Genomic DNA, 19597 nt, shown 5'->3' on the forward strand with positions numbered 1-19597 from the left:
GACCGTTCCACCACCCCCGGGAGGACCATCATTTCCCCGGCAGCCGGGCGGAGACGATCCGCGTAAACGGCAGCGCCCGGGCTTCGTATATCGTGACCTCGCGATTCGACGCCCAGTTGTACACGGGGTGGAAGAGCGGGATGACCGGGGTGAGCTCCCGGACCAGCAGCGCCGCCTTTTTTACCAATCCGAGCCGTTTGGACGGATCCATCGTCACCAGGGCCTCGCTCAGGACATCGTCCAGCTGCGGGTTTGAAAAGCGAAGCCGATTGCCGGAGCCAAATCCCCTAACCGGGTCCGGGGTCATCGCATAAAATTTATACGGGGCGAGAGAATAGGGAACCGTGGAGCCGGAGAGATAAACGCTCCAGTCCCCTCGACTGGCGCCAGGAAAGAGGACCGTCGGCGGCATGGTCTCGACCTTGGTTTTCACGCCGATCCGCGAAAAAAACTGCGCGACGCCCTGAACAAGCTGCACATCACCCGCGATCACCCCGGAAAATCCGTGCAGGGTCAGCTCGAAGCCGTCGGGGTATCCGCCCTCCGCAAGAAGGGCCTTCGCCTGGGCCGGGTCGAAGTTCTGCGCCTCAAGACCCGTGCGCTCCTGATCTCCGACATCCGACAGCTCGTAAGCGGGCACCGCGTTGGGCCCGAAAACCCGCTCGACCAGCAGCTTTCGGTTGATCGCCAGCGAAAGTGCCCGGCGAACCGCCGCCTGCCGCAGGGGGTTTTGCGTCTGCTGGGGCGTCAGGCCGCGCGCAAAGGGGGTGATGTCCCGTTGCGTATCGATGTTCAGAGCGAAGACTTCGAGCCCGGGCCGGGACGAAACGGCAAACTGCGGGCCGGTTTCCAGCCGCGGGAGATCGGATGGCGGCACGCGATCAATCAGGTCGACATCCTTGGCCAGGAGCGCCGACACCCGCGCCGCATCATTGGGGATGATGCGGATGCGCGCCGTCTTCCAGGGCGGCGGTGTCCCCCACCAGGCATCGTTGCGCTGAAGGTTCCAGTCCGCGCCCTGTGTCCAGCTCACGGACCGGAATGGCCCGGTGCCGATGGCGGCGCTGCCTTGATTGTAGTCCGCCGTGGTGGCGGCCGCGGATCCGGCGCTGACGATGAACACGCGCGCCATGTCGAACAGAAAATAGGGAGAGGGAGAAAACGTCACGAGCTTGATCGTGAGCGGATTAAGGATCTCGACGCTCTTAATCTGCCCGGTAAACGTGGTGTATGACCCCGGGGATCCCTGAATTTCCCTGGTCCGCGCGATCGAAAACGCGACATCCTGGGCACCGAAGCTTGCACCGTTGTGGAACTTCACGCCATCCCGCAGGTGGAACACCCATTCGGTCGGCGTCACCGCCTCCCACGAGGTGGCGAGCTGGGGCTGAATCTTTCCCGCCGGGTCTTCGGTGACCAGGGCTTCGTATATGTTTCCGAGATTGCCGATATTTGCGAAGTAATTGAAGAAATGCGGATCAAGCGTCGTGGGCCCCACCTGCACCGCAACGCGGAGATCCTGCGCGACGCCCGGCGCCGCCCCCCCCATCATTGCAAGGACAAAGCAAACCAGAAGCCGCCGAGAGAAGAGAGGACGCCGGTTCATCACACGCCCTCCAATTCGCGCGCCGCAGCCACGGTGCCGAAAGCCGGAACCAGTGTCTTCGGATCGGTGGGCGGCGGCTGGATCGCCTCGATGACCTGCCGGGCGCGCACCTGCGCGCGGGTGAAACAGCGCGTCATCTTCGCCAGGCGAGCCAGCCGCGCGTCACGGTCGGTGAGATCCATTCCGGCCGAAAGCGCCTCGGCCTCCTTCAGAGCGGCTTTCGCCAGATCGAGATAGCCCCCCAGCAGCGTCCGGCCGGCGAAGTCGCGGGACAGGCCTTCGAACATGCGGTCCGCCCGCCCGATCTCGGATCGGGCGGTCTTTCCCGCGTCCTGCGCCACCTCCTCGGGGGTCGCGGCCAGCGTCAGCGTCCAGAACGCGTTCGTCTCGTCAAAGTAATAATATCCATGCCCCGGATCGCGGCATGCGACCGCCCGGTTCGCCGGCCCCACGCAGGCATGGTATTTCCCCGTGCCCACCGCATCCGGCTCCATCACCACCGTGAAGGCATTGGCCCGGTGCGCGGCCGAGCAATTCCACTGAGCGCCCTTATGCCATTCGGCACAGACCTCGTCGTAATCCCCGTGGGGAATGGCGCCCGAATGACGGTACACCGCCATCATGTAGGTCGCATCGATCCGGCCGTAGCCCGCCATGAACGAGGCATAGAATTGGCGATTGCGCCCCTCGCTGTTCTTGGAGCTGAGCCGGCGGAAGGCCTCGCCCGCATCCCCCGAGAAGATTGCCTTGGGATCGAAGGTGTGCCACCCGCCAGCCAGATTGTAGAGGCACCCTTCCGCCGGCGCGGCATTGAGCCAGCGCGAACGCGGGTCTATGGCGTTGTTGGTGGCGTAGAGGAAGCTGTAGCCGCGCCCCAGCGCGTCGTACGTTGCTTCCCGGATGATGGGGGCGGGCGCGTGGGGACTGCCGGGCCGCGCCTCGATGGAACAGCCATAGCCCGCATCCGCGAACAGCCCGCCAACGGTGCCGAGCGAAATCGCGGTATCGCCGACGGGCCAGCCGATCTGGATGTCCCGCGCCTCGGCGGCGGTCGCGGCGAACTGCAACAGATGAAACGTGGCCGAGCCGCGGCGCAGGCCGTAACCCCATTCCTCGCGCGGCTCGCCCGTATTGGCCCCACCATGGTGCACGTAAGCCAGGCCCCGGCTGTTCATGCCTGGATGGCCAGCCATGAAGAAGCGCCCCAGCACCGGAATGGAGCCATTCACCGAAAACGGCGTGTAGATGAAGCTGTTCCCGCTTTCGGGATAGGCGATGATGGTCGCCTGGAATGTGCAATCGTGATCCGTCGTTGCGCCCGCGACGAGCTTGCCGTGCGGCGTCCCCTCGCCCCAGGCGCAGGCGCCGCTGCACATGTCGTCATGGTCCAGCACCGCGGCGCTTACGCCGAGATAGGCGGCGGTGGACACGTTGTTGTGCGCGTCGGTGAGCGCCAGCGCCATGGGGCGCACCTTGTTCGAAGGCGGCAGCGTACCGGTCCAGATGGCGAGCACCTGCTGGTAGCTCATGGGAACGCCGCTGTCGGAGGCCCCTTCCGCCCAGCCGCGGACGAAGTCGAGAATGTCGGGGGCGTGCCTTGCGAGCTGCTCCTCCCATTTCGCGATCTCGGACGCCTCGTCCGCGCCAAAACTGCGCTGGGCCTGATGACGGAAAATCCATTCCCCGTAAATCTCGATGACCTGGCGGGCATATTGGCGGCCCATGTCGCGATTGGAGCCGGCGAGCACCACCACCGGGCAGATGGTCGGAACCAGCGGCACCTCCCCGGCAAAAAGGATTTCGGCCCCGTGAGACTCGAGGGCCGGACCGCGCAATCCTTCCGGCGGGCGCCCCTCGAGGCAGGCCGCTGCGATCTTCTCCGCATGCGTCCGGACCGTTTCGAACCCGTCCGCGACCGCCTCCGCCGGCACGGCCCGGGTGTCGCTGGACTGGAAGTCCGCGTAAGTCCCGTCGATCCGGCCAAGGCCCCATTTGGCCTGGTTCAATAGCACCATGACCTGATCCAGGGCCTGCCGCCCGGCGACGTAGACCGGATCGTCCCAGCCTCGCAGAACCAGCGCCTTGTTGGCTTTGAGAACCGCATAATGCGCCTGGCTGCGCAATTGCTGCAAATCGGCGGAAATCAACACAGCGGCCGGCGGGAGCTTTTCGGACATCTAGCCCTCTGACTGTTGCCTGTTATACGTTTACTGGGCTCTATCGTCTTGCGCACATTCATGCAGGCAATAAACCCAGGCCTTCAGCGATCCCCGCCTCGGATGCGGCGGCGCCGGATGCTGCGCCTATCGCCACGCCCGGGGCATACGCAACATCCGGGCATACGCAACGTCCGGGCCTGCGCAACGTCCGGGCCTGCGCCCGGTCACCGCAGGCGATGAATTTCGCAGGTGGCATGGGTTCCCTTGCCCCTGACAGCACAGACCCTTATCCCCGATCTGGCGTTCGGACCGGGCATTTGGACTATTAACATGGGTCCGGATTTGCGCGCATTCAAAGACGACATAAGCTATATCACCCGCATGAATATAATGGTTCGGCTCAAGCCATCGCCCCCCGCCCGGACACCTGGTGGCAGATGCCGTAGGGCATTGCAAAGACGACTGATCTGCGGAGTTCGCCCGCTCCCTCACTGACGTGCCGGATTGTTCTGACGGCGCCCTCGTATCACCGTCGTCGAGGCCGGCGGAGGATAGCGCAGAGCGCGCGCTGCCAGGCCGCGGCGCGCGCGTGTCGTTTCCGCTCCGCCGGCACCGGTTGCCGCGCCCCCGGCGACAGCCTGGGCGTGGGGCGGGACCCGGCAGCCCGCAAACGGGCACCGCACCGGGTGCGTGGGCTGCGGTGTCGCCCTTGCGTCCTTGTGTCGAGGGCAGGCTGTCCGATATGCCAGCGCAACGCGCCACCACGGGTATAAGGTGACCGCAGCGGTGCAAGCTGGCGGGGAGGACTGAAACCATGAACACTGTTGCAAACCGGCCGAGCGGCGCACAGGTCGCCTCCGAACCGCTTGGAAGCCGCTTCTGGGTGCGCGAACTCCCCTACCTCGCGATTTTGATCATGACCTTGGGCGGCGTCGCCTACGGGGCCATGACGCGCAGCCCGCTCGTCACGTATTGGGAGCTGGTGGCGCTGGTCAGCTTCGGCGTCGGGATCTTCGCCGGCTGGCCGAAGGCGGCGGACCGGGACGAGCGCGTCCGCCTCGTCTGGACGCAGGTGCTGCACTGGGGCGCGTTCCTCGCCGCCATGAACCTCGTGTTTCTTCCCAGCGTCCAGGCGGTGGCCGACGCCGATTCCACCAGCCTCATCGTGCTGCTGCTGCTGGCCCTGGGCAGCTTCGTCGCCGGCGTGCACACGGCGTCCTGGCGCATGGGCCTCAATGGCGTGGTCATGGCGCTGTGCGTGCCCGCCGTGGCCTGGCTCGACCAATCGGCATTGTTCGTGGCCCTGCTGGCCGTGATGGTGGTCGTGGTGGCCGGGTTGGTGCTTTGGGCACGTTCGCGCGTGTGAGGCGCGTCATCGGGCGGGAGCGGGACATGCGGGCGACGCGATTCCATATGGTGGTGATCTTCCTGCTGTTTGCAGTCACCGTTGTGAACTACATCGACCGGGCCGCCATCTCCTATGCCATCCCCCTGATGGAACAGGAGCTTGGACTCTCGAAGGCCGACGCGGGGATCATCCTTGGCGCCTTTGGCCTCGGCTATGCGGTGACGACCCTGCTCGGGGGCTTCGCGGTGGATCGCTACGGCGCGCGCCTGGTGCTCACCGTCGCGGCGCTGTTGTGGAGCTTCTCCATCGGCCTGACCGGGGCGGCCACGGGCTTCCTCACCCTGTATCTGGCGCGCACGCTGCTCGGCGTATCGGAAGGGCCGAACTTCCCGGCCCTCGCGGGCGCCGTGAGCCGCTGGCTGCCGCCGCAGGAACAGGCCACCGCGCTCGCCTATGCGCTCGTCTCGGTGCCGTTGGCGCTCGCCATCGGCGGCCCCATTGTCACCCAGCTCCTGTCGGTGCTGGACTGGCGCTGGACCTTCGGCGTGCTGTTCGCGATTTCCATCGCCTGGGTGCCGCTCTGGTTTCTCCTGTTCCGCGACGATCCCGCCCAATCGCGCCATGTGAATCCGGCGGAGCTCGACCATATCCGCGCCGGACGGCCGGAATCGGGGCCACACGCCGCGCGTGAATGGCCCGCGGCCGCGGAGATCCGCGCCCTGCTCACCAACCGGACGCTGCTGGTGAACTACTGGGCCTTCTTCGTCTTCGGCTATTTCCTGTTCTTCTTCATGACCTGGCTGCCGAGCTACCTGCACCAGGCCTATGGGCTCAACCTGGCGCAGGTCGGCGTCTTCACCGTCCTGCCCTGGCTCGCGGCGGCCGTCGCGCTGTGGGCGCTGGGGCGCTGGTCTGACCATCTGCTGAAGGTCACGGGCCGCCTCAGGGTGGCACGTTCCTACCTCATCGCCGGCACCCAGTTCGTCGCGGCGATGGCGGTGGTGCCCGTGGCCCTGAGCGACAATCTCGCCATCGCCATTGCCGGCATCACGGTGGCGGTGGCGGCCTCCATGGGCGCCAACGCCGCCTATTATGCGGTGAATGTGGACGTGGCGCCGAAGCGGGCCGCCACCGCGCTCGGGATCATGGACTTCGGCTTCGCGCTGTCCGGCTTCGCGGCGCCGGTGATCACCGGATGGGTGCTCGGCCTGCGCGGATCGTTCGCCGATGGCTTCCTGCTGATGACCGGGCTGGCCCTGTCCTCCGTGGCGCTGGTGCTCGCCTTCCACCATCCCGATGCCGACCGCAAGCCCGCCTGAGCATGCAGTTCGGGCACGCGGCGGAGGCCAGGGCCGCGCGCCTGAGCCACCGGCCCGACGGCGTGGCGGCCTTCTCCAGCGCGGGCGAAATTGCAAGGCCTGGCGTAGAGACGACAACGAGGTTCGGCCGCACCGCGCGATCGGCAACACGCCGCCGGTCGGGCACATGGAATCACGCCGACGCAGGGCCGGCCAAGGCACGTCTTCAACAGCCGGCTAGGTTCCCAATGACTGCGGAAGATCGGGCAGCTCCCATTCGGCGCAGGCGGTTCGACGACGCTCAAACACGTCAATCAAAGCTGAGCGTTTCAAGGTCTCATCCACATCATCCCAGCCCTGCAACAAGCGCCGGCGCTTTGCGGGATCGATGTGAAACGGGATTACATTGCCATCCGCCTTGACGATCCTCAGCAGTTCCAGATCGATGGTCATCCGCGCGTTTTCGCCCAACTCTGCGTTCGCCATCAAATCCTCGCAGGTGTCGTGCGGCAGGCAAATGGGGAGGATGCCGTTCTTCAAACAGTTATTATGGAATATATCTGCGAAGCTCGGTGCGATAATGCAGCGAATTCCGAAGTCAAGAAGAGCCCAGGGTGCGTGCTCGCGCGAAGACCCGCAGCCAAAATTTTCGAAAGTGATCAGTATGCCAGCATTTTTGAACTGAGGCTTGTTGAGCACGAACTCGGGAACCTCCTCGCCGTTGGCGTAGCGCAGGGCATCGAAGAGGTTCTTTCCCAAGCCGCTCCGCTTTATCGTCTTCATAAAGCGGGCGGGGATGATCTTGTCGGTATCGACGTTGGCGAAAGGCAGCGGCGCGGCGACCCCCGTCAGCTTGATAAAGGGCTTCATTGCGCAGCCTCCGTCACCGCTCGTGGATCGGCGATGTGTCCCGCTATCGCGGTCGCAGCCGCGAGTTCAGGTGACATCAAATGCGTCCGTCCGCCCGGGCCTTGCCGCCCTTCGAAATTTCGATTGCTTGTGGACGCGCAACGTTCGCCGGACTTGAGCTGGTCCGGGTTCATCCCAAGGCACATGGAGCACCCGGCATCGCGCCATTCGAAGCCGGCATCCAGGAAGATCTGGTCAAGCCCTTCGGCCTCTGCTTGCCTCTTGACGAGCCCGGAGCCCGGCACGACCAGGCCACGCACTCCCCTGGCGACCTTTCGACCCCGGACAACTTCGGCTCCGGCACGGAGATCCTGAATGCGGCCGTTCGTGCAACTGCCGATGAACACGACATCGACCTTGATGTCCCTAAGGCGCTGCCCGGCCTTAAGGCCCATATAGGAGAGCTTGCCCTCCATCTGGCTTCGCGCTGTCGGATCGACGATCAAAGCCGGATCGGGTACCGCACCATCGATGGACGTAACATCCTCGGGACTCGTACCCCAAGTGACCATCGGAGCCAGCTGGGACGCATCGATGCGAACCTCCTGGTCGAATATCGCAGCCTCATCGGAAAACAGACCCCGCCACTGCGAACAGGCCTTATCCAGGTCCTTTGATTTCGGCCCGAACCTCGTTTCTTTGATGTAGGCAAATGTCGTCTCGTCAGGCGCGATGAGTCCCGCGCGCGCACCCGCTTCGATCGACATGTTGCAGATGGTCATTCGGCCCGCCATGTCGAGCGATCGAATAGCCTCGCCTGTGTACTCGATCACGTAACCGTTGGCTCCTCCTGCGCCAACGCGACCTATGACCGCCAAGATCATGTCCTTCGCCGTGACCCCGGCTGGGGGGCGGCCATCCAGCACGATGCGCATGCTCTTCGCGCGGGCTTGAGGCAGGGTCTGCGTCGCGAGCACGTGCTCGACTTCAGAAGTGCCAATTCCGAACGCAAGAGCGCCAAACGCGCCGTGAGTGGATGTGTGACTGTCGCCGCATACGATGGTCATGCCGGGCAGGGTGAGCCCTTGTTCCGGCCCTATGATGTGCACGATACCCTGCTCTGGACTCAGCAGCGGAATGTAGCGGACACCGAAATCCGCGACATTGCGTTCAAGCGTTTCCACTTGGAGGCGACTCGCCTCATCCTCGATGGGCGCACCGCGATTCATGGTGGGCACATTGTGATCTGCCACAGCGATGGTCGCATCGGGTCGCCTTACCCGCCGATCCGATTGCCGAAGACCATCAAATGCCTGTGGGCTTGTAACTTCGGTGAGCAGATGGCGGTCGATGTAGAGAAGATCCGTCTCGTCGTCGATTCTGTCGACGACATGGGCGTCCCAAATTTTTTGGAACAGAGTTCGTGCGCTGCCCATACCTGGCCTCCCGTCCCACTTCAGCACGCCTCAGGCCGAAACGTGCTGTTTCGAGGTTTCTGTCATGACGACGTCCTCGTGCAGTGTTCGCAGCAAAGCATACAACTCACTCTTTAGCTCAAACCCGATGCCGGGATTCGCGGGCAGTCCTACCTGACCATTTTCAACGACAATGCCATCGGCGAAGCCTCCGAAAGGAGCGAAGACGTCCGGATAGGACTCGTTGCCGCCCAAATGCAGACCTGCGGCGATGTTCAACGACATTTGGTGGCCTCCGTGCGGCACCACGCGACGCGAAGACCAGCCGTGGTCCTTCAGCACCTCAAGCGTCCGCATATACTCGACCAGTCCATAGGACAAAGCGCAGTCGAACTGCAGAAAGTCCTTGCTGGAATTCATCCCGCCATATCGGACGAGGTTCGCAGCATCCTGATGCGAGAAGAGATTCTCGCCGGTCGCCATTGCGCCATTGTAGGCAGCAGACACCTCCGCCTGGAGAGAATAGTCGAGCGGATCACCGGCCTCCTCGTACCAGAACAGATTGTAGGGCTCCAATGCTTTCGCGTATGCGAGCGCCGTTGCGGTATCGAACCTCCCATTCGCGTCAACCGCGAGGTATTTGCCATCCCCAACGACTTCGAGAACGGCCTCGATCCGACGCAGATCCTCATCCAATGCGGCCGCACCAATCTTCATTTTCACGACCTCGTAACCACGATCGCGATAGCTGCGCATTTCATCCTTCAGCTTGCCATGATCCTTGCCCGGGTAATAATAACCACCCGCAGCATAGACCCACACAGATCGATCGGGCGATCCGCTTCCATAGCGTTCGGCCAACAATTGGTAGAGCGGCTTGTCGGCGATCTTAGCGACCGCATCCCAAACAGCCATATCGAGAGTACCAACGGCGACGGAACGTTCCCCATGGCCGCCGGGCTTCTCGTTCGACATCAGCGTTCTCCAGATCGCGAACGGATCCAGATTGCCGTTACGCTCATCGATCAGCGATGCCGCCGTTGCTTCCGCCAACCTCGGCAGAAACCTTTCGCGCATGAGCGCACCTTGACCGTATCGTCCATTGGAATGAAATCCATACCCGACGACCCTTCGGTCATTGCGAAAAACATCCGTAATGACTGCGACGATTGAACAAGTCATCTTGGAGAAATCTATATAGGCATTTGCAATAGGTGATGCGATGGAAACTGTCTTCTCGCGGATGTCGATAATTTTCAACGCCTCATCCTCCTTGTTGACAGGGACGAATCTATGCCGCCATGCATTCAACTCCAATGCCATGTCCGTCTCGCTCGATGTGTCAGCGGCATCAATCACGCTCATCCCGTCGATGGCGGACGGCGTCTCGGCCGAGATCGTGCGGGACCCGATGGGTTTCAGGTTCGAGTGCCGGTTCAAGCCATGCTCGCGCCCCAGCCAATTGGATGGTTGAACGGCGCCGGCTCCGCTTCCGTCTCCTGGCAGGCTGCTGAACAAGTTCCTCGCCCGTCCCGTGCCGGCGTGATTCAATGCACCCGACCGGCTACAGTTCCGGCCCGGCCCGCCGCGGGCGCCTGGAGGGGGCAACGTTGAGGTCGATGTCCGCGGTCAAACCCACCCGGGCGATCGTCCGCTCAAGACAGGATGCAATTCGGCATGGATACAGAGTGGCTTAGAGACCTGATCTGCCTGGCGGAAGCCGGAAACTTCCACAGGGCCGCGGAATTGAGGAATGTCACGCAGCCTGCGTTTAGCCGGCGGATCAGGGCTTTCGAGGAATGGGCTGGAGCAGAGCTTGTCGACCGCTCTGGCTACAGGATCTCACTCACCGAGGCGGGCCAGCATATCCTTCCCATAGCCAGGGATGTCCTTCGATTGCTGCAACAAGGTCGCGAAGACGCGCGCGCCATCGGCCGCGGACAGTTTGACACCCTTCGCTTCGCCTCGACGCACGCCCTTTCCTTCACTTTCTTCCCAGATTGGTTGCGCTCGCTCGAACCGGCAGCTTCATCGATTCCCATTATTCTCCAATCGGACACGATGGCTGCCTGCGAACACGCGATGCTCGACGGAAGCGTACAATTCCTTCTTGCGCATTATCATGCGGCGGCTCGAAATCGCCTGTCCGGCCCACAGTTTTTATCCAAGCGAGTAGGAGCGGATGTTCTTCTGCCTGTGTCGGCGCCCAATACTGATGGTACTCCACGGCATGAACTCGATGCGGTTTCGGGCGGGAACGTGCCATATCTCAGTTACAGTGCGGCCTCGGGCCTTGGCCGAATCCTGGAGGCAGTGCTGACGGAGGACGCAAGACCGGAGGGCTTGGCGCCCGTATTCAAGGCTCATCTTGCTGAAGTCCTGCGAACGGTCGCGCGCGCCGGGAGAGGAATTGCTTGGATTCCCCAGACATTGGTGCACGAGGATTTGAAATCGGGCCAGCTCGTCCTGGCTCATCCCACACAATGGAGCATCGCGCTCGAAATAAGGCTTTTCAGGCCGCGCTCTCGTCAGAGCGAAGGCGCTGAGGAGTTCTGGTCGCGCTTGATCGCCACGGATGTGGCCACGTGAATCGAACGAACGATTTCAATCTCTTCAGCCTGTCCATTTTGACATGCGCTTTGCCGTTCAGGTGGCCAGGCCAGGCGTCTTGCGTGGGCACGCCGCGTCGGCGACGGGCGTCATATTGATGCCGGTTGTGCATCATGATCCCCGATAACGGCACTGGATGAGTTTGCATGCGGTCAATACGGTGCCAAGGCGCCCGGCCATATCGCCTCAGGCGCTTCAAAAGAAAAACATATTAATTGGGCGGAAACATGCACGACATCAGCTCAGCCTCTCACGATTCAGGGTCACGCGCACCCGAGGTTGTATGGTACAAGGCGATCAGTCGTAAGCAATGGAGTGCATTGCTGGCATCCAACCTTGGATGGGTATTTGATGGGTTCGAAAGCTTTGCTCTCGTCCTCACGGCTGCGTCGGCGCTTCGCCAGCTCTTGCCTGCGGCCGACCACGCCTCCATTCCGTTCTACGTGGGTGCAATTATCGGCATCAACCTGCTCGGCTGGGGCGTCGGTGGGATCATGGGAGGAGTGATGGCCGATTACCTCGGTCGCAAGCGAACGATGATCCTCGCTATCCTCGGTTATTCTCTGCTTACGGGGCTTAGTGCCTTTTCATTCGATTGGTGGTCGTTCGCATTGATGCGATTCTTCGTCGGCATCGCGGTCGGATCCGAATGGGCGACAGGGAGCTCGATGATCGCCGAGCTTTGGCCCGACCGCGCGCGAGGAAAGGCAGCGGGGTTAATGCAGTGCGGCCTCGGGATCGGTTTCTTCCTCGCTTCCCTGGTCTGGCTCTTCATGCAGACGTTGGGCCCGGATGCTTGGCGATACATTTATCTTGTCGGAGTCTTGCCGGCGCTGCTGACCCTGTGGATCCGCCGCTCCATCCCGGAATCCGAGAAGTGGGAACAGTCGGCCAAGCGTCGAAAGGAGGCCGCGGCCTTGAAGCGCACCGGCGCCACGTTAACGGAAGACCAGGTCGGCCTCACGACCTTCACATTGGTTGATCTGTTTTCGGACAAGTCATTGCGCGGCCGAACGATTATCGTTTTTATCATGTCACTCAGCACCACGTTCGGATTCTGGGGCATTTCAACTTGGGTCCCCCCTTTTATCGCGGCGTCCGCCACTGCGCAGGGGCTGAATGGCGGCGCGTGGGCAAGTTACGCGGGCATGGCCTACACGACCGGATCCGTTCTCGGCTACATCGCCCTCGGGTTCGCGGCGGATGCTTGGGGGCGGAAGCCGGTGACCCTCATTTACTTTACATGTGCCCTCGCCCTCACGCCCGTGCTGTTTTTCACCACGCGAGATCCGGCCACCTTGCTGTTGCTGGCTTCGCTGAATGCCTTCTTCTCGAACGGCCTCTTTACATGGATGCCGATTTGGCTGCCAGAACTCTACCCAACCCGCGTACGTGCGACGGCGCTTGCGTTTGCGTTCAACGGACCAAGATTTTTCGCCTTCGTCGGGCCACTTGTCGGCGGCTCGCTCGTCGTATCGTCGGGCGGGTTCGGCCAAGCCGCGATGGCCGTGGCGTTGATTTACGTCCTGGGGATCCTCGCAACCCCGCTGTTGCCCGAGACACGCGGCAAGCCGCTACCAGAGTGAGCATGGACCTCCAGGTGGCGGCCAGATCGAGCCAAAGACCGAAAGGCATCGAGTGGTCATCCCTGGCAACACGACCCATGCCTGCAACGCCATATTTTAAGAAAGGCAATTGTTAACGTCTCATTCAAACGGGCGATGCCAAGCCGCGAAGACGAATGCGTCTTCTTTGAAATGTGCCAAAGTGGAGAAAGACGTTGAAGATATCGATAGTTGGGGTAGGTGCCATGGGCTCGATCTATGCGGGCTTGTTTGCATCGGCAGGAAATGAAGTTATCGGAGTTTTTCGCAACTCCGATCAAGCGTCGCACGTGAATAAATGCGGGTTGCGTGTCGAGGGTGCAAGCGGTGATCGAATTGCGACGATACGCGCCACGACTGAGGCTCCTCAGGAGGAGATGGATTTAATTGTTCTCGCGGTCAAAGCCACGGCGGTGGCGGAAGCGGCGACGGCGGCGCGACCGATGGTAGGCCCGAAGACCGTTGTGCTGGCACTCCAAAACGGCGTTGGTAGCGCTGACCTCGTGGCCGAAGCGCTCGGGGATGATCGGCTCGCCGTCGGCATCGCCGGAGGCTTCGGAGCATCGATGCGCGGCCCAGGGCATGCGCATCACAACGGGATGGAGGTCATCCGCATTGGATCATACTCCACGTTGCCTTGGAGCACCGTCGAGCGGATTGCCGAGGCCTGGAGGGCAGCCGGCTTCAGATGCGAGGCCACGGCGGATATTCTAGCCATGCAATGGGAGAAGTTGATCTGCAACGTCGCATACAGCGCCCCATGCGCTCTCACTGGCATGAGCGTGGGGCAAGTATTGGACGATCCCGACGCCGGACCGATCAGTCGAGCTGCTGCGGTGGAAGCCTGGACAATCGCACGTGCCTTGGGCGTGAATATTGCTGTAGAGGACCCGATTGCGCATGTAAGAAATTTCGCAAGCCGGATGCCGAAGTCACGCCCGTCGCTGCTCCAGGATGTTGAAGCTGGTCGTCGAAGCGAGATCGACTTCATTAACGGCGCGATACCTCGGGAAGCACGGAAGCTGGGGCAGGTCACGCCCGTAAACGATCTCTTGGTTGGCCTGATCAGGGCAAGGGAACGAACCTACCAGAGCGCGGCCGGATAGTGCGGAACACACGCGCAGAAGCGCGCTTCCATGAGAGCGACAGGCCAAGCCTAAATTGGCCCTCTCTCAGGGCGCCAACGGCCTGCCCTTCTGGCATCTGAACGTCCCGTTTGGCCGCTTCGCCAAGTTCCGTTCCTGGCGCAGGGGGACGCCCTGAGCACTCTTCCAATGTCCCATCCGACAGGGGGCAAGGGCGCAGTCACACAACGCGACCGCCCCCGGAACGCAGCCGGCACCCTCGCCGCCGTCTGCATCGTCATCGATGTCGCGCGTATGAAACCGGACCCCAGGCCACTTAATAGGCCTGCAACGCCAGCACACCCCCCGGGCCAATCATCAGTCCCCAGGTTTCGTCCGAGCGGATCTCCACTTCGTCAGCCTGAACCTTGCCGCCCGTTTTGATCGAATATTTGTATTTTCCGGGCGCGAGATCCAGGGCTGGCCCGTCGGGGGCCTTGGTTCCAGCGTTGGCCGCGACCTTGATCGTCCGGTTATTGAAGGTGAGCGACGATTCCTCGGGCATGATATTGCCGAACATCACGCGGGCCTTTCCGGCCTGCGGCATGATGCCCGCCTTCCGAGCCGCCTCGGGATTTTTCACGCCGAGGCTGACGGTTGTCTCATTGCGCTTTCGGCCGAGGGTTAACACGGCCGGCCCTTCGGGAGAGGTGAAACGGACCGTCGCCCGGTCGGCCGTGGCCACCGCACCTTTGGCATCCTCTTTCCAGTTTCGATTGCCAAGCTCGCGGCGATAGAATTCAAGGACCACGGAGAGATCGAGCGGTACATTGGCGTTGAGCTCGCGCCGGAACGGTGTCCGTGTTCCTTCCGACATCGTATGGCGCTTGGGAACGGGCAGCCCCGCGCTCTCCTCGACGATGATATCGTCTGCCGACGGCGCTGGCGTCGGCGCGCTGCCGGCGCGGCTTGGATTGCCCGGAGCGGGCTCGTCGGGCTTCGCGGCCGCGACCTGCAGGCCCGAGCCGCGCGCATTCACATTGGTGCTGGGGCCCATCTTCATGACCGTGATGGAGAGATCCTTGTTCCCCTTCGCGAATTGAAGCTGCGCCATATTCGCGTTGTTGATCACGCCCGGCTTCGCGCGCCATCCGGACCGCTGCAGGGCCGACCGGAAAAACTCGCTGATCGACTTGACGTTGGATGCGCTCGTGAATTGGAGGGTTCCGTCCTCTCCGTCGAAATCCACATCCTGCGCCGTCTCGGGGAGCGGAATAGGCGCATTGCCGCCGGCAAGCGGCTGCAGGGTCTGGACGGTGGCGTCGGCCCCGCGCGCGGCGGCCGGCGGCTGGATGGCACCGCCGGTTTGCGCCTCGGCGTCGCGCATCATCTGCTGGGCCTGCTGCAGCATGTCGTTGACCGAGCCGGAGCCGGCCACGCTCTGGGTCTTGGGCTTGGTGATCTTCTCAATGAGGCTGACGGTCGTCAGGCCGTACTGGCTGGCGAGTTTCAGAGACGCCGTACCTTCGGGAAAGGTGAAATTCACCTCCGCCTCGTCCGGGCCGATCGTGGCGCGCCCATCCTCTTTCCACCCGCGCGCCGAAAGCGCGCCCCTGTAGAATGACAATACCGCCCCAAGGCTCGCCACGACCTGGGCGTGGATTTCCCGCCCGGTCCCGCCATTCGTGCCACCCGCATTCTTGCGCGGCTTGGGGACCGGCAGGCCGAAGATATCGTTATCGGCCTCGACCGATTGCAACTCGGCGAAGACCGGCGTTTTCAGCTCGACTTGCGTCCTGCCACGCTCGCTCGCTCGCAGGACGAGCATGAGCGGCCGGATATTGCCGCGCATGAAATAGGCGATGTCGCCATTCGCGGGCTTGGGATCGAGCTTCGCATTCGGCCATTTCGTGGCGATGTCCGCATCCGGGAGCGGCTCCCAATCGCTTTCGGCGAGTTTGCGGGCATAGAATTCGCGCAGGGTCTGCGGCGTGCCGCCCGAGGTCAGGCTGAGATAGGGCCGATGCTCGTCGAACATCACATCGGCGGCGTCCTCCGGAACCGGCGGAGCGAATTGCAGCCGATCGGCCACATACTCGACCGTGGTCTGGTCCGTGGTTTCCTCGGCCCTGCCGGGCGAAATGGTGAAACGAACCGAAAGGCCCTGCTGCCCCTTGATGAAGGTCAGCCAGGTCGAATGCCGGTCGTCCAGCGGAACCACATAAAAGCTCCAGCCCTGGGCGGCCAGCAGCGCCTTGATCGCCGCGGTCGTGGCGGGAACGTTGCCGGGAACCGAATAGGACACGCGCTCGGCGGTTGACTTCCCCGTGTCGCGCCCGCCAGGCAGGCGCGGCAGATCGGAAACGGCGACCAGCGGCGCGACATTGTCGCGACTGAGATAGACCTGGCGCTCGTTCGCAAGAATGCTGATCGGCTGCGGCTTGATCTCGACCCTGACCTTTCCGGCATCGGTCTTTTGCAGCACGAGCGCCAAGGTCGCCTTCGGGTCCTGGTCGCTGACGAAATAGGCGGCGCCGCCCCTGTCATGGAGCGTTCCCGAAGGACCTCCCGCCGCCTGCTTACCATTGGCCTTTGCCGACCAAAGGAACCAGCCGTGGCCGGCGAGTTCCCGGCGGTAGAAATCGAGGAGCTTTTCGACCGGCTCGCCACTTATCAGGCTCAACGACGGCCTGTCCGGGGAATATTCGACATTGGCCGCATCGGCCGTGAAAGGCAGATCCACCTTCAGTGGGATGGCGGAATATTGCACGCTGATGGCGTTGTTCTGCGCCGGCGCGACGGTGATAAAGACGTTGAGGGCCTGCGACCCCTTCTTCAACGTCAGTGTCCTCATGGACGGATTTTCCGCAGACGCGGCGTTGGGCGCGGCATATTTTTGCCAGCCGAGAGCAACGAGCCCCTTTTCGACGGCCTCGGCCGTCGGGCCGATCGCCTGGGGGGAGACGAAGATCGTCGTGAACGGGCTGGCGAAAACGTCCTTGGCACCGGGGACCCGTGGGAGCTTGCTGGCGTCGAAGTCGCCGACGCTGGCACGATCCGGCGCCTGGGCCCTGGACGGCGGACACTCTACGGCGGAAACCGCGATGGCCGCGCAAAATGCCAGAAGATAACGGCGGTGGCCGCCTCGCATCATGCTGAAGCTCACCATTTCGCCTATCATTATCGCCTCCAGAGGAAGGGCCGTGGGCCGAAAAGCAAAACGACTTTCGGTCCAGATGCTTCCCATGATTTGTGAAAATTGTGAAGGCCTCGCTTCACAAACGGTTCCGACCGTTTGACGTTGCTCCTGATGATTTCGGAATGTGTTCTGTGCGGCGGTAGCTTTTAACCATGCCGGCGCGCCAAGTGGCGGCATTTCGTGCCATACTATTGGCTTGGATCAGCGGCTGGTTGGAAATTCAGACGCAATAGTCGGCGCCCCCTCCGCGCCATGGGCGAGACAGCCGTAGATGTCCGGTTGCCGGACGGGTACCAAGTTCCGCTGCCGGCGCGTCCTCGCCTTAACGACCGCCCCCGCGTTCAATCCAACCCGTTGGAGCGGCGTGCGTGTGCGGCGTCAGCACGGGGTGCAGAGGCGCGCATCGAGGGCTGGATCACTCGGGATAGGTCTCGCCGCCGTCCCGCGTCGCCTTATGGAAAAGGATGAATGCCAGGGGATTGCCGGGCTCGGCCATCGCGTCGCTGCGCTGGCCCGTGACCTCTCCGGCCACGCCGCTCGTATATTCCGCAACCACTTCGCCGAAACCGTTGCGCTGGACGGCCACCTTCTGCCCGGCCTCGACCTTGTCGTTGAGCTTGACCAGATGCTCGACGAGCCCGCCCTGGGTCGCAAGGATCGGGAACGCGCTGTTGCCGACGAAGACATTCACATCCTTGCCTGTACGTCCCATCGGCCCGGCCACGATGCCGTAATGCTTGAGGACGTTCATCGTGCCTTCCACGAACCGCGCGGTCATCTCGAGATTCAGCACCCGCGCCGCGCCGATCTCCGGCGTAAAAGCGGGGATGCCCACATCGATAAAGGCATTGTGCAGGACACCCGGATACACGTGATTGTCGAAGATCTGCCCGACCGGGTAGAGCTCCACCATTGCCCGGACCTCCGGCACATCCATGCCGGCGAGATTGAAGGCGGTGACGTCGAAGCCGGTTGTCCCGGTATGGAAATCGATCGCGGCGTCGGCATTCGGCCGCAGCAGACGGTTGAACAAAAGCCCGGCATGGCGGCTGGGAGCGGTGGGGCCGTTCTCGTTCCCCGGCCATTCCCGGTTCATGTCGATCAGATCGGCGCCTCTGCCCGCATTGGGCCATCTGCGCTGCATGCCTTCCATGGCCGGACGCGACACGTCCGTCACCGCCATCACACAGCCCGACATCTGTGCCGGATTGAGCTGGTTCATCACGCTCTGGACGGTGTGCACGGAACTCATCTCGTCGCCGTGCACACCGCTGATGAGAACGACGCGCTTGCCTGGCCTTGCGCCCTTGGCGACCGTCACCGACACATACCAGTACTGCCCCGTGGGCATCTGAACGCCCTGAAAATATAGAAGGTGTTTCTTGCCGGGCTCCAGGTCATCGACGTTGAGCGCGCTGACGACCTTTTTCCCCTGGATCATGTCGCCGGTGAAGATTGTCGCCGACCGCCCACCTGGCGCCGGACCGGCCGAGGACGCCGCCGGACCCTGGGCGTTCGCGGAACCGGCATCAGCCGCAAGTGCTGCCGATGCGACGATCGCTGCAATCACGAAGTCGCGGCGATCGATGCGCTCTTCTCCGCTCGACATGATGCATGCCCTCCTTTTTTCAGGCTGCCCGCGCGGTCCGCGCGATCTTAGATCGCGTCAGGAATGACGCATCAGTTGACCGCAAAGCAGTAGAGCAGACCGGCGCCCCCCGTACTTTTCAAGGCATCCTGGCTGCAGCCGCGTGAGAGGTGGGATGAATTCCAGGATTTTGCAGCCGCAGAGTCGTCCAGGCCGGTACGGTCATGGTGGCCGAGCATGACCGCGCCATCCGCCCCGCTCTTGGTGTAGTTGCCGCAGGTCCGGTCCTCGCCCGGGCCAAAGGCTGTGCCGTCGGCTTGGGAGCCCGTCAGGATATCGTGCATATTCGGCGTGTCGCCACGACCGTTGACGACATGGCCCTTCTCGTTCAGCGCGGTCTGCTTTGTGAGATTGGCTGCGGCGCTGTGCAGATCGGCGACGCTCGTGGCGATGATCGTGCCCTTGGCATCGCGCCATGGACCGGCGCCGATGCGGTCGCGGGCATTCACGGCCGCCACGCCGCCCGCCGCCTGCGTCGAGAGATAGGCGCGCCAGGTCTTGCCGCCGGCACCCGCCGCCTGGGCGAGGCGCTGGCAAATCGCATCCGCCCCTTCGAGGCCTCCCAGATCCGCCCCCTTGCCCGAGCCCGCGCTCGACACAAAGAACGTCATGTCGGCAGTCTGAGCCTCAGCGCCCCCAGCGGCAAGCGCCAGCCAAGCGGCGGCGACAATCGGAACGTATTTTGCCGGCATCGTTTGTTCCTCCTTCGTTTTGCATTCTTGGGTGCATTCCGGGCTGGCGGTTCGCCACGGCGCAACGGACGTTACGTCACCGGCATGCTCCAGATCAATTTCTCA

Annotated in this window: 13 protein-coding genes; 5 read left to right on the forward strand and 8 right to left on the reverse strand. The window is 62.8% G+C overall.

Features of this window, described 5'->3' with window-relative positions; all coding sequences use genetic code 11:
- Positions 1-28: 28 nt before the first annotated feature.
- Together EZH22_RS25310 and EZH22_RS25315 are read right to left on the reverse strand one after the other, a co-directional pair.
- Positions 29-1606 (reverse strand): ABC transporter substrate-binding protein, encoded by a 1578-nt coding sequence (locus tag EZH22_RS25310; RefSeq protein WP_203193150.1) that lies wholly within the window; start codon positions 1604-1606, stop codon positions 29-31.
- Positions 1606-3783, reverse strand: a complete 2178-nt coding sequence (locus EZH22_RS25315; protein WP_203193151.1) for a C45 family peptidase — start codon at positions 3781-3783, stop codon at positions 1606-1608. Before EZH22_RS25315 ends, EZH22_RS25310 begins: the two co-directional genes overlap by 1 nt.
- A gap of 796 nt (positions 3784-4579) precedes the next feature.
- Here EZH22_RS25315 and EZH22_RS25320 point away from each other — a divergent pair.
- Entirely contained in the window at positions 4580-5131 is a 552-nt protein-coding gene (locus EZH22_RS25320; protein WP_231711143.1) for a hypothetical protein, read from the forward strand.
- 26 nt (positions 5132-5157) lie between these two features.
- Positions 5158-6432, forward strand: a complete 1275-nt coding sequence (locus EZH22_RS25325) for an MFS transporter (RefSeq protein ID WP_203193152.1) — start codon at positions 5158-5160, stop codon at positions 6430-6432.
- 216 nt (positions 6433-6648) lie between these two features.
- Here the strand turns inward: EZH22_RS25325 and leuD are convergent, their stop codons facing one another.
- From leuD to EZH22_RS25340, 3 genes are read right to left on the reverse strand one after another with little or no spacing between them, the layout of a single operon-like run.
- On the reverse strand, positions 6649-7281 hold the full coding sequence (gene leuD / locus EZH22_RS25330) for a 3-isopropylmalate dehydratase small subunit (protein WP_203193153.1): 633 nt from the start codon (positions 7279-7281) through the stop codon (positions 6649-6651).
- Complete coding sequence (gene leuC, locus EZH22_RS25335) at positions 7278-8696, reverse strand: 3-isopropylmalate dehydratase large subunit (RefSeq protein WP_203193154.1); 1419 nt, start codon at positions 8694-8696, stop codon at positions 7278-7280. Before leuC ends, leuD begins: the two co-directional genes overlap by 4 nt.
- A 30-nt stretch (positions 8697-8726) precedes the next feature.
- Positions 8727-9935: a mandelate racemase/muconate lactonizing enzyme family protein gene (locus EZH22_RS25340; RefSeq protein WP_269902920.1), complete on the reverse strand. Its 1209-nt coding sequence runs from the start codon at positions 9933-9935 to the stop codon at positions 8727-8729.
- Between the two features lie 417 nt (positions 9936-10352).
- Between EZH22_RS25340 and EZH22_RS25345 the strand changes: the two genes are divergently transcribed.
- From EZH22_RS25345 to EZH22_RS25355, 3 genes are all read left to right on the forward strand, one after another.
- A complete protein-coding gene (locus tag EZH22_RS25345) occupies positions 10353-11264 on the forward strand; it encodes a LysR substrate-binding domain-containing protein (RefSeq protein WP_203193155.1) in 912 nt (303 codons plus the stop codon).
- 248 nt (positions 11265-11512) lie between these two features.
- A complete protein-coding gene (locus EZH22_RS25350; RefSeq protein ID WP_203193156.1) occupies positions 11513-12871 on the forward strand; it encodes an MFS transporter in 1359 nt (452 codons plus the stop codon).
- Positions 12872-13095: 224 nt separating this feature from the next.
- Positions 13096-13995 carry a ketopantoate reductase family protein gene (locus EZH22_RS25355; RefSeq protein ID WP_203193157.1) on the forward strand — a complete coding sequence of 300 codons (900 nt, stop codon included), beginning with the start codon at positions 13096-13098 and terminating at the stop codon, positions 13993-13995.
- A 295-nt stretch (positions 13996-14290) separates the two neighbouring features.
- On the opposite strand, the gene EZH22_RS25360 is transcribed toward EZH22_RS25355, so the two are convergent.
- From EZH22_RS25360 to EZH22_RS25370, 3 genes are all read right to left on the reverse strand, one after another.
- The gene (locus EZH22_RS25360) at positions 14291-17122 is read right to left on the reverse strand and encodes a hypothetical protein (RefSeq protein ID WP_203193158.1); all 2832 of its coding nucleotides are present in this window, start codon (positions 17120-17122) and stop codon (positions 14291-14293) included.
- A gap of 445 nt (positions 17123-17567) precedes the next feature.
- Entirely contained in the window at positions 17568-18761 is a 1194-nt protein-coding gene (locus EZH22_RS25365; RefSeq protein ID WP_203193159.1) for a M14 family metallopeptidase, read from the reverse strand.
- A 71-nt stretch (positions 18762-18832) separates the two neighbouring features.
- Entirely contained in the window at positions 18833-19492 is a 660-nt protein-coding gene (locus EZH22_RS25370; protein WP_203193160.1) for a hypothetical protein, read from the reverse strand.
- Positions 19493-19597 lie beyond the last annotated feature (105 nt).

It is taken from the genome of Xanthobacter dioxanivorans (genome assembly GCF_016807805.1).
Taxonomy (GTDB): Bacteria; Pseudomonadota; Alphaproteobacteria; order Rhizobiales; family Xanthobacteraceae; genus Xanthobacter; species Xanthobacter dioxanivorans.

What these genes read in the sequence shown, in the direction of transcription:
- EZH22_RS25310 (WP_203193150.1), bottom strand. Translation starts at nt 1,606, where the DNA reads ATGAACCGGCGTCCTCTCTTCTCTCGGCGGCTTCTGGTTTGCTTTGTC.
- EZH22_RS25315 (WP_203193151.1), bottom strand. Translation starts at nt 3,783, where the DNA reads ATGTCCGAAAAGCTCCCGCCGGCCGCTGTGTTGATTTCCGCCGATTTG.
- EZH22_RS25320 (WP_231711143.1), top strand. Translation starts at nt 4,580, where the DNA reads ATGAACACTGTTGCAAACCGGCCGAGCGGCGCACAGGTCGCCTCCGAA.
- EZH22_RS25325 (WP_203193152.1), top strand. Translation starts at nt 5,158, where the DNA reads ATGCGGGCGACGCGATTCCATATGGTGGTGATCTTCCTGCTGTTTGCA.
- leuD (WP_203193153.1), bottom strand. Translation starts at nt 7,281, where the DNA reads ATGAAGCCCTTTATCAAGCTGACGGGGGTCGCCGCGCCGCTGCCTTTC.
- leuC (WP_203193154.1), bottom strand. Translation starts at nt 8,696, where the DNA reads ATGGGCAGCGCACGAACTCTGTTCCAAAAAATTTGGGACGCCCATGTC.
- EZH22_RS25345 (WP_203193155.1), top strand. Translation starts at nt 10,353, where the DNA reads ATGGATACAGAGTGGCTTAGAGACCTGATCTGCCTGGCGGAAGCCGGA.
- EZH22_RS25350 (WP_203193156.1), top strand. Translation starts at nt 11,513, where the DNA reads ATGCACGACATCAGCTCAGCCTCTCACGATTCAGGGTCACGCGCACCC.
- EZH22_RS25355 (WP_203193157.1), top strand. Translation starts at nt 13,096, where the DNA reads ATGGGCTCGATCTATGCGGGCTTGTTTGCATCGGCAGGAAATGAAGTT.
- EZH22_RS25360 (WP_203193158.1), bottom strand. Translation starts at nt 17,122, where the DNA reads ATGGTGAGCTTCAGCATGATGCGAGGCGGCCACCGCCGTTATCTTCTG.
- EZH22_RS25365 (WP_203193159.1), bottom strand. Translation starts at nt 18,761, where the DNA reads ATGTCGAGCGGAGAAGAGCGCATCGATCGCCGCGACTTCGTGATTGCA.
- EZH22_RS25370 (WP_203193160.1), bottom strand. Translation starts at nt 19,492, where the DNA reads ATGCCGGCAAAATACGTTCCGATTGTCGCCGCCGCTTGGCTGGCGCTT.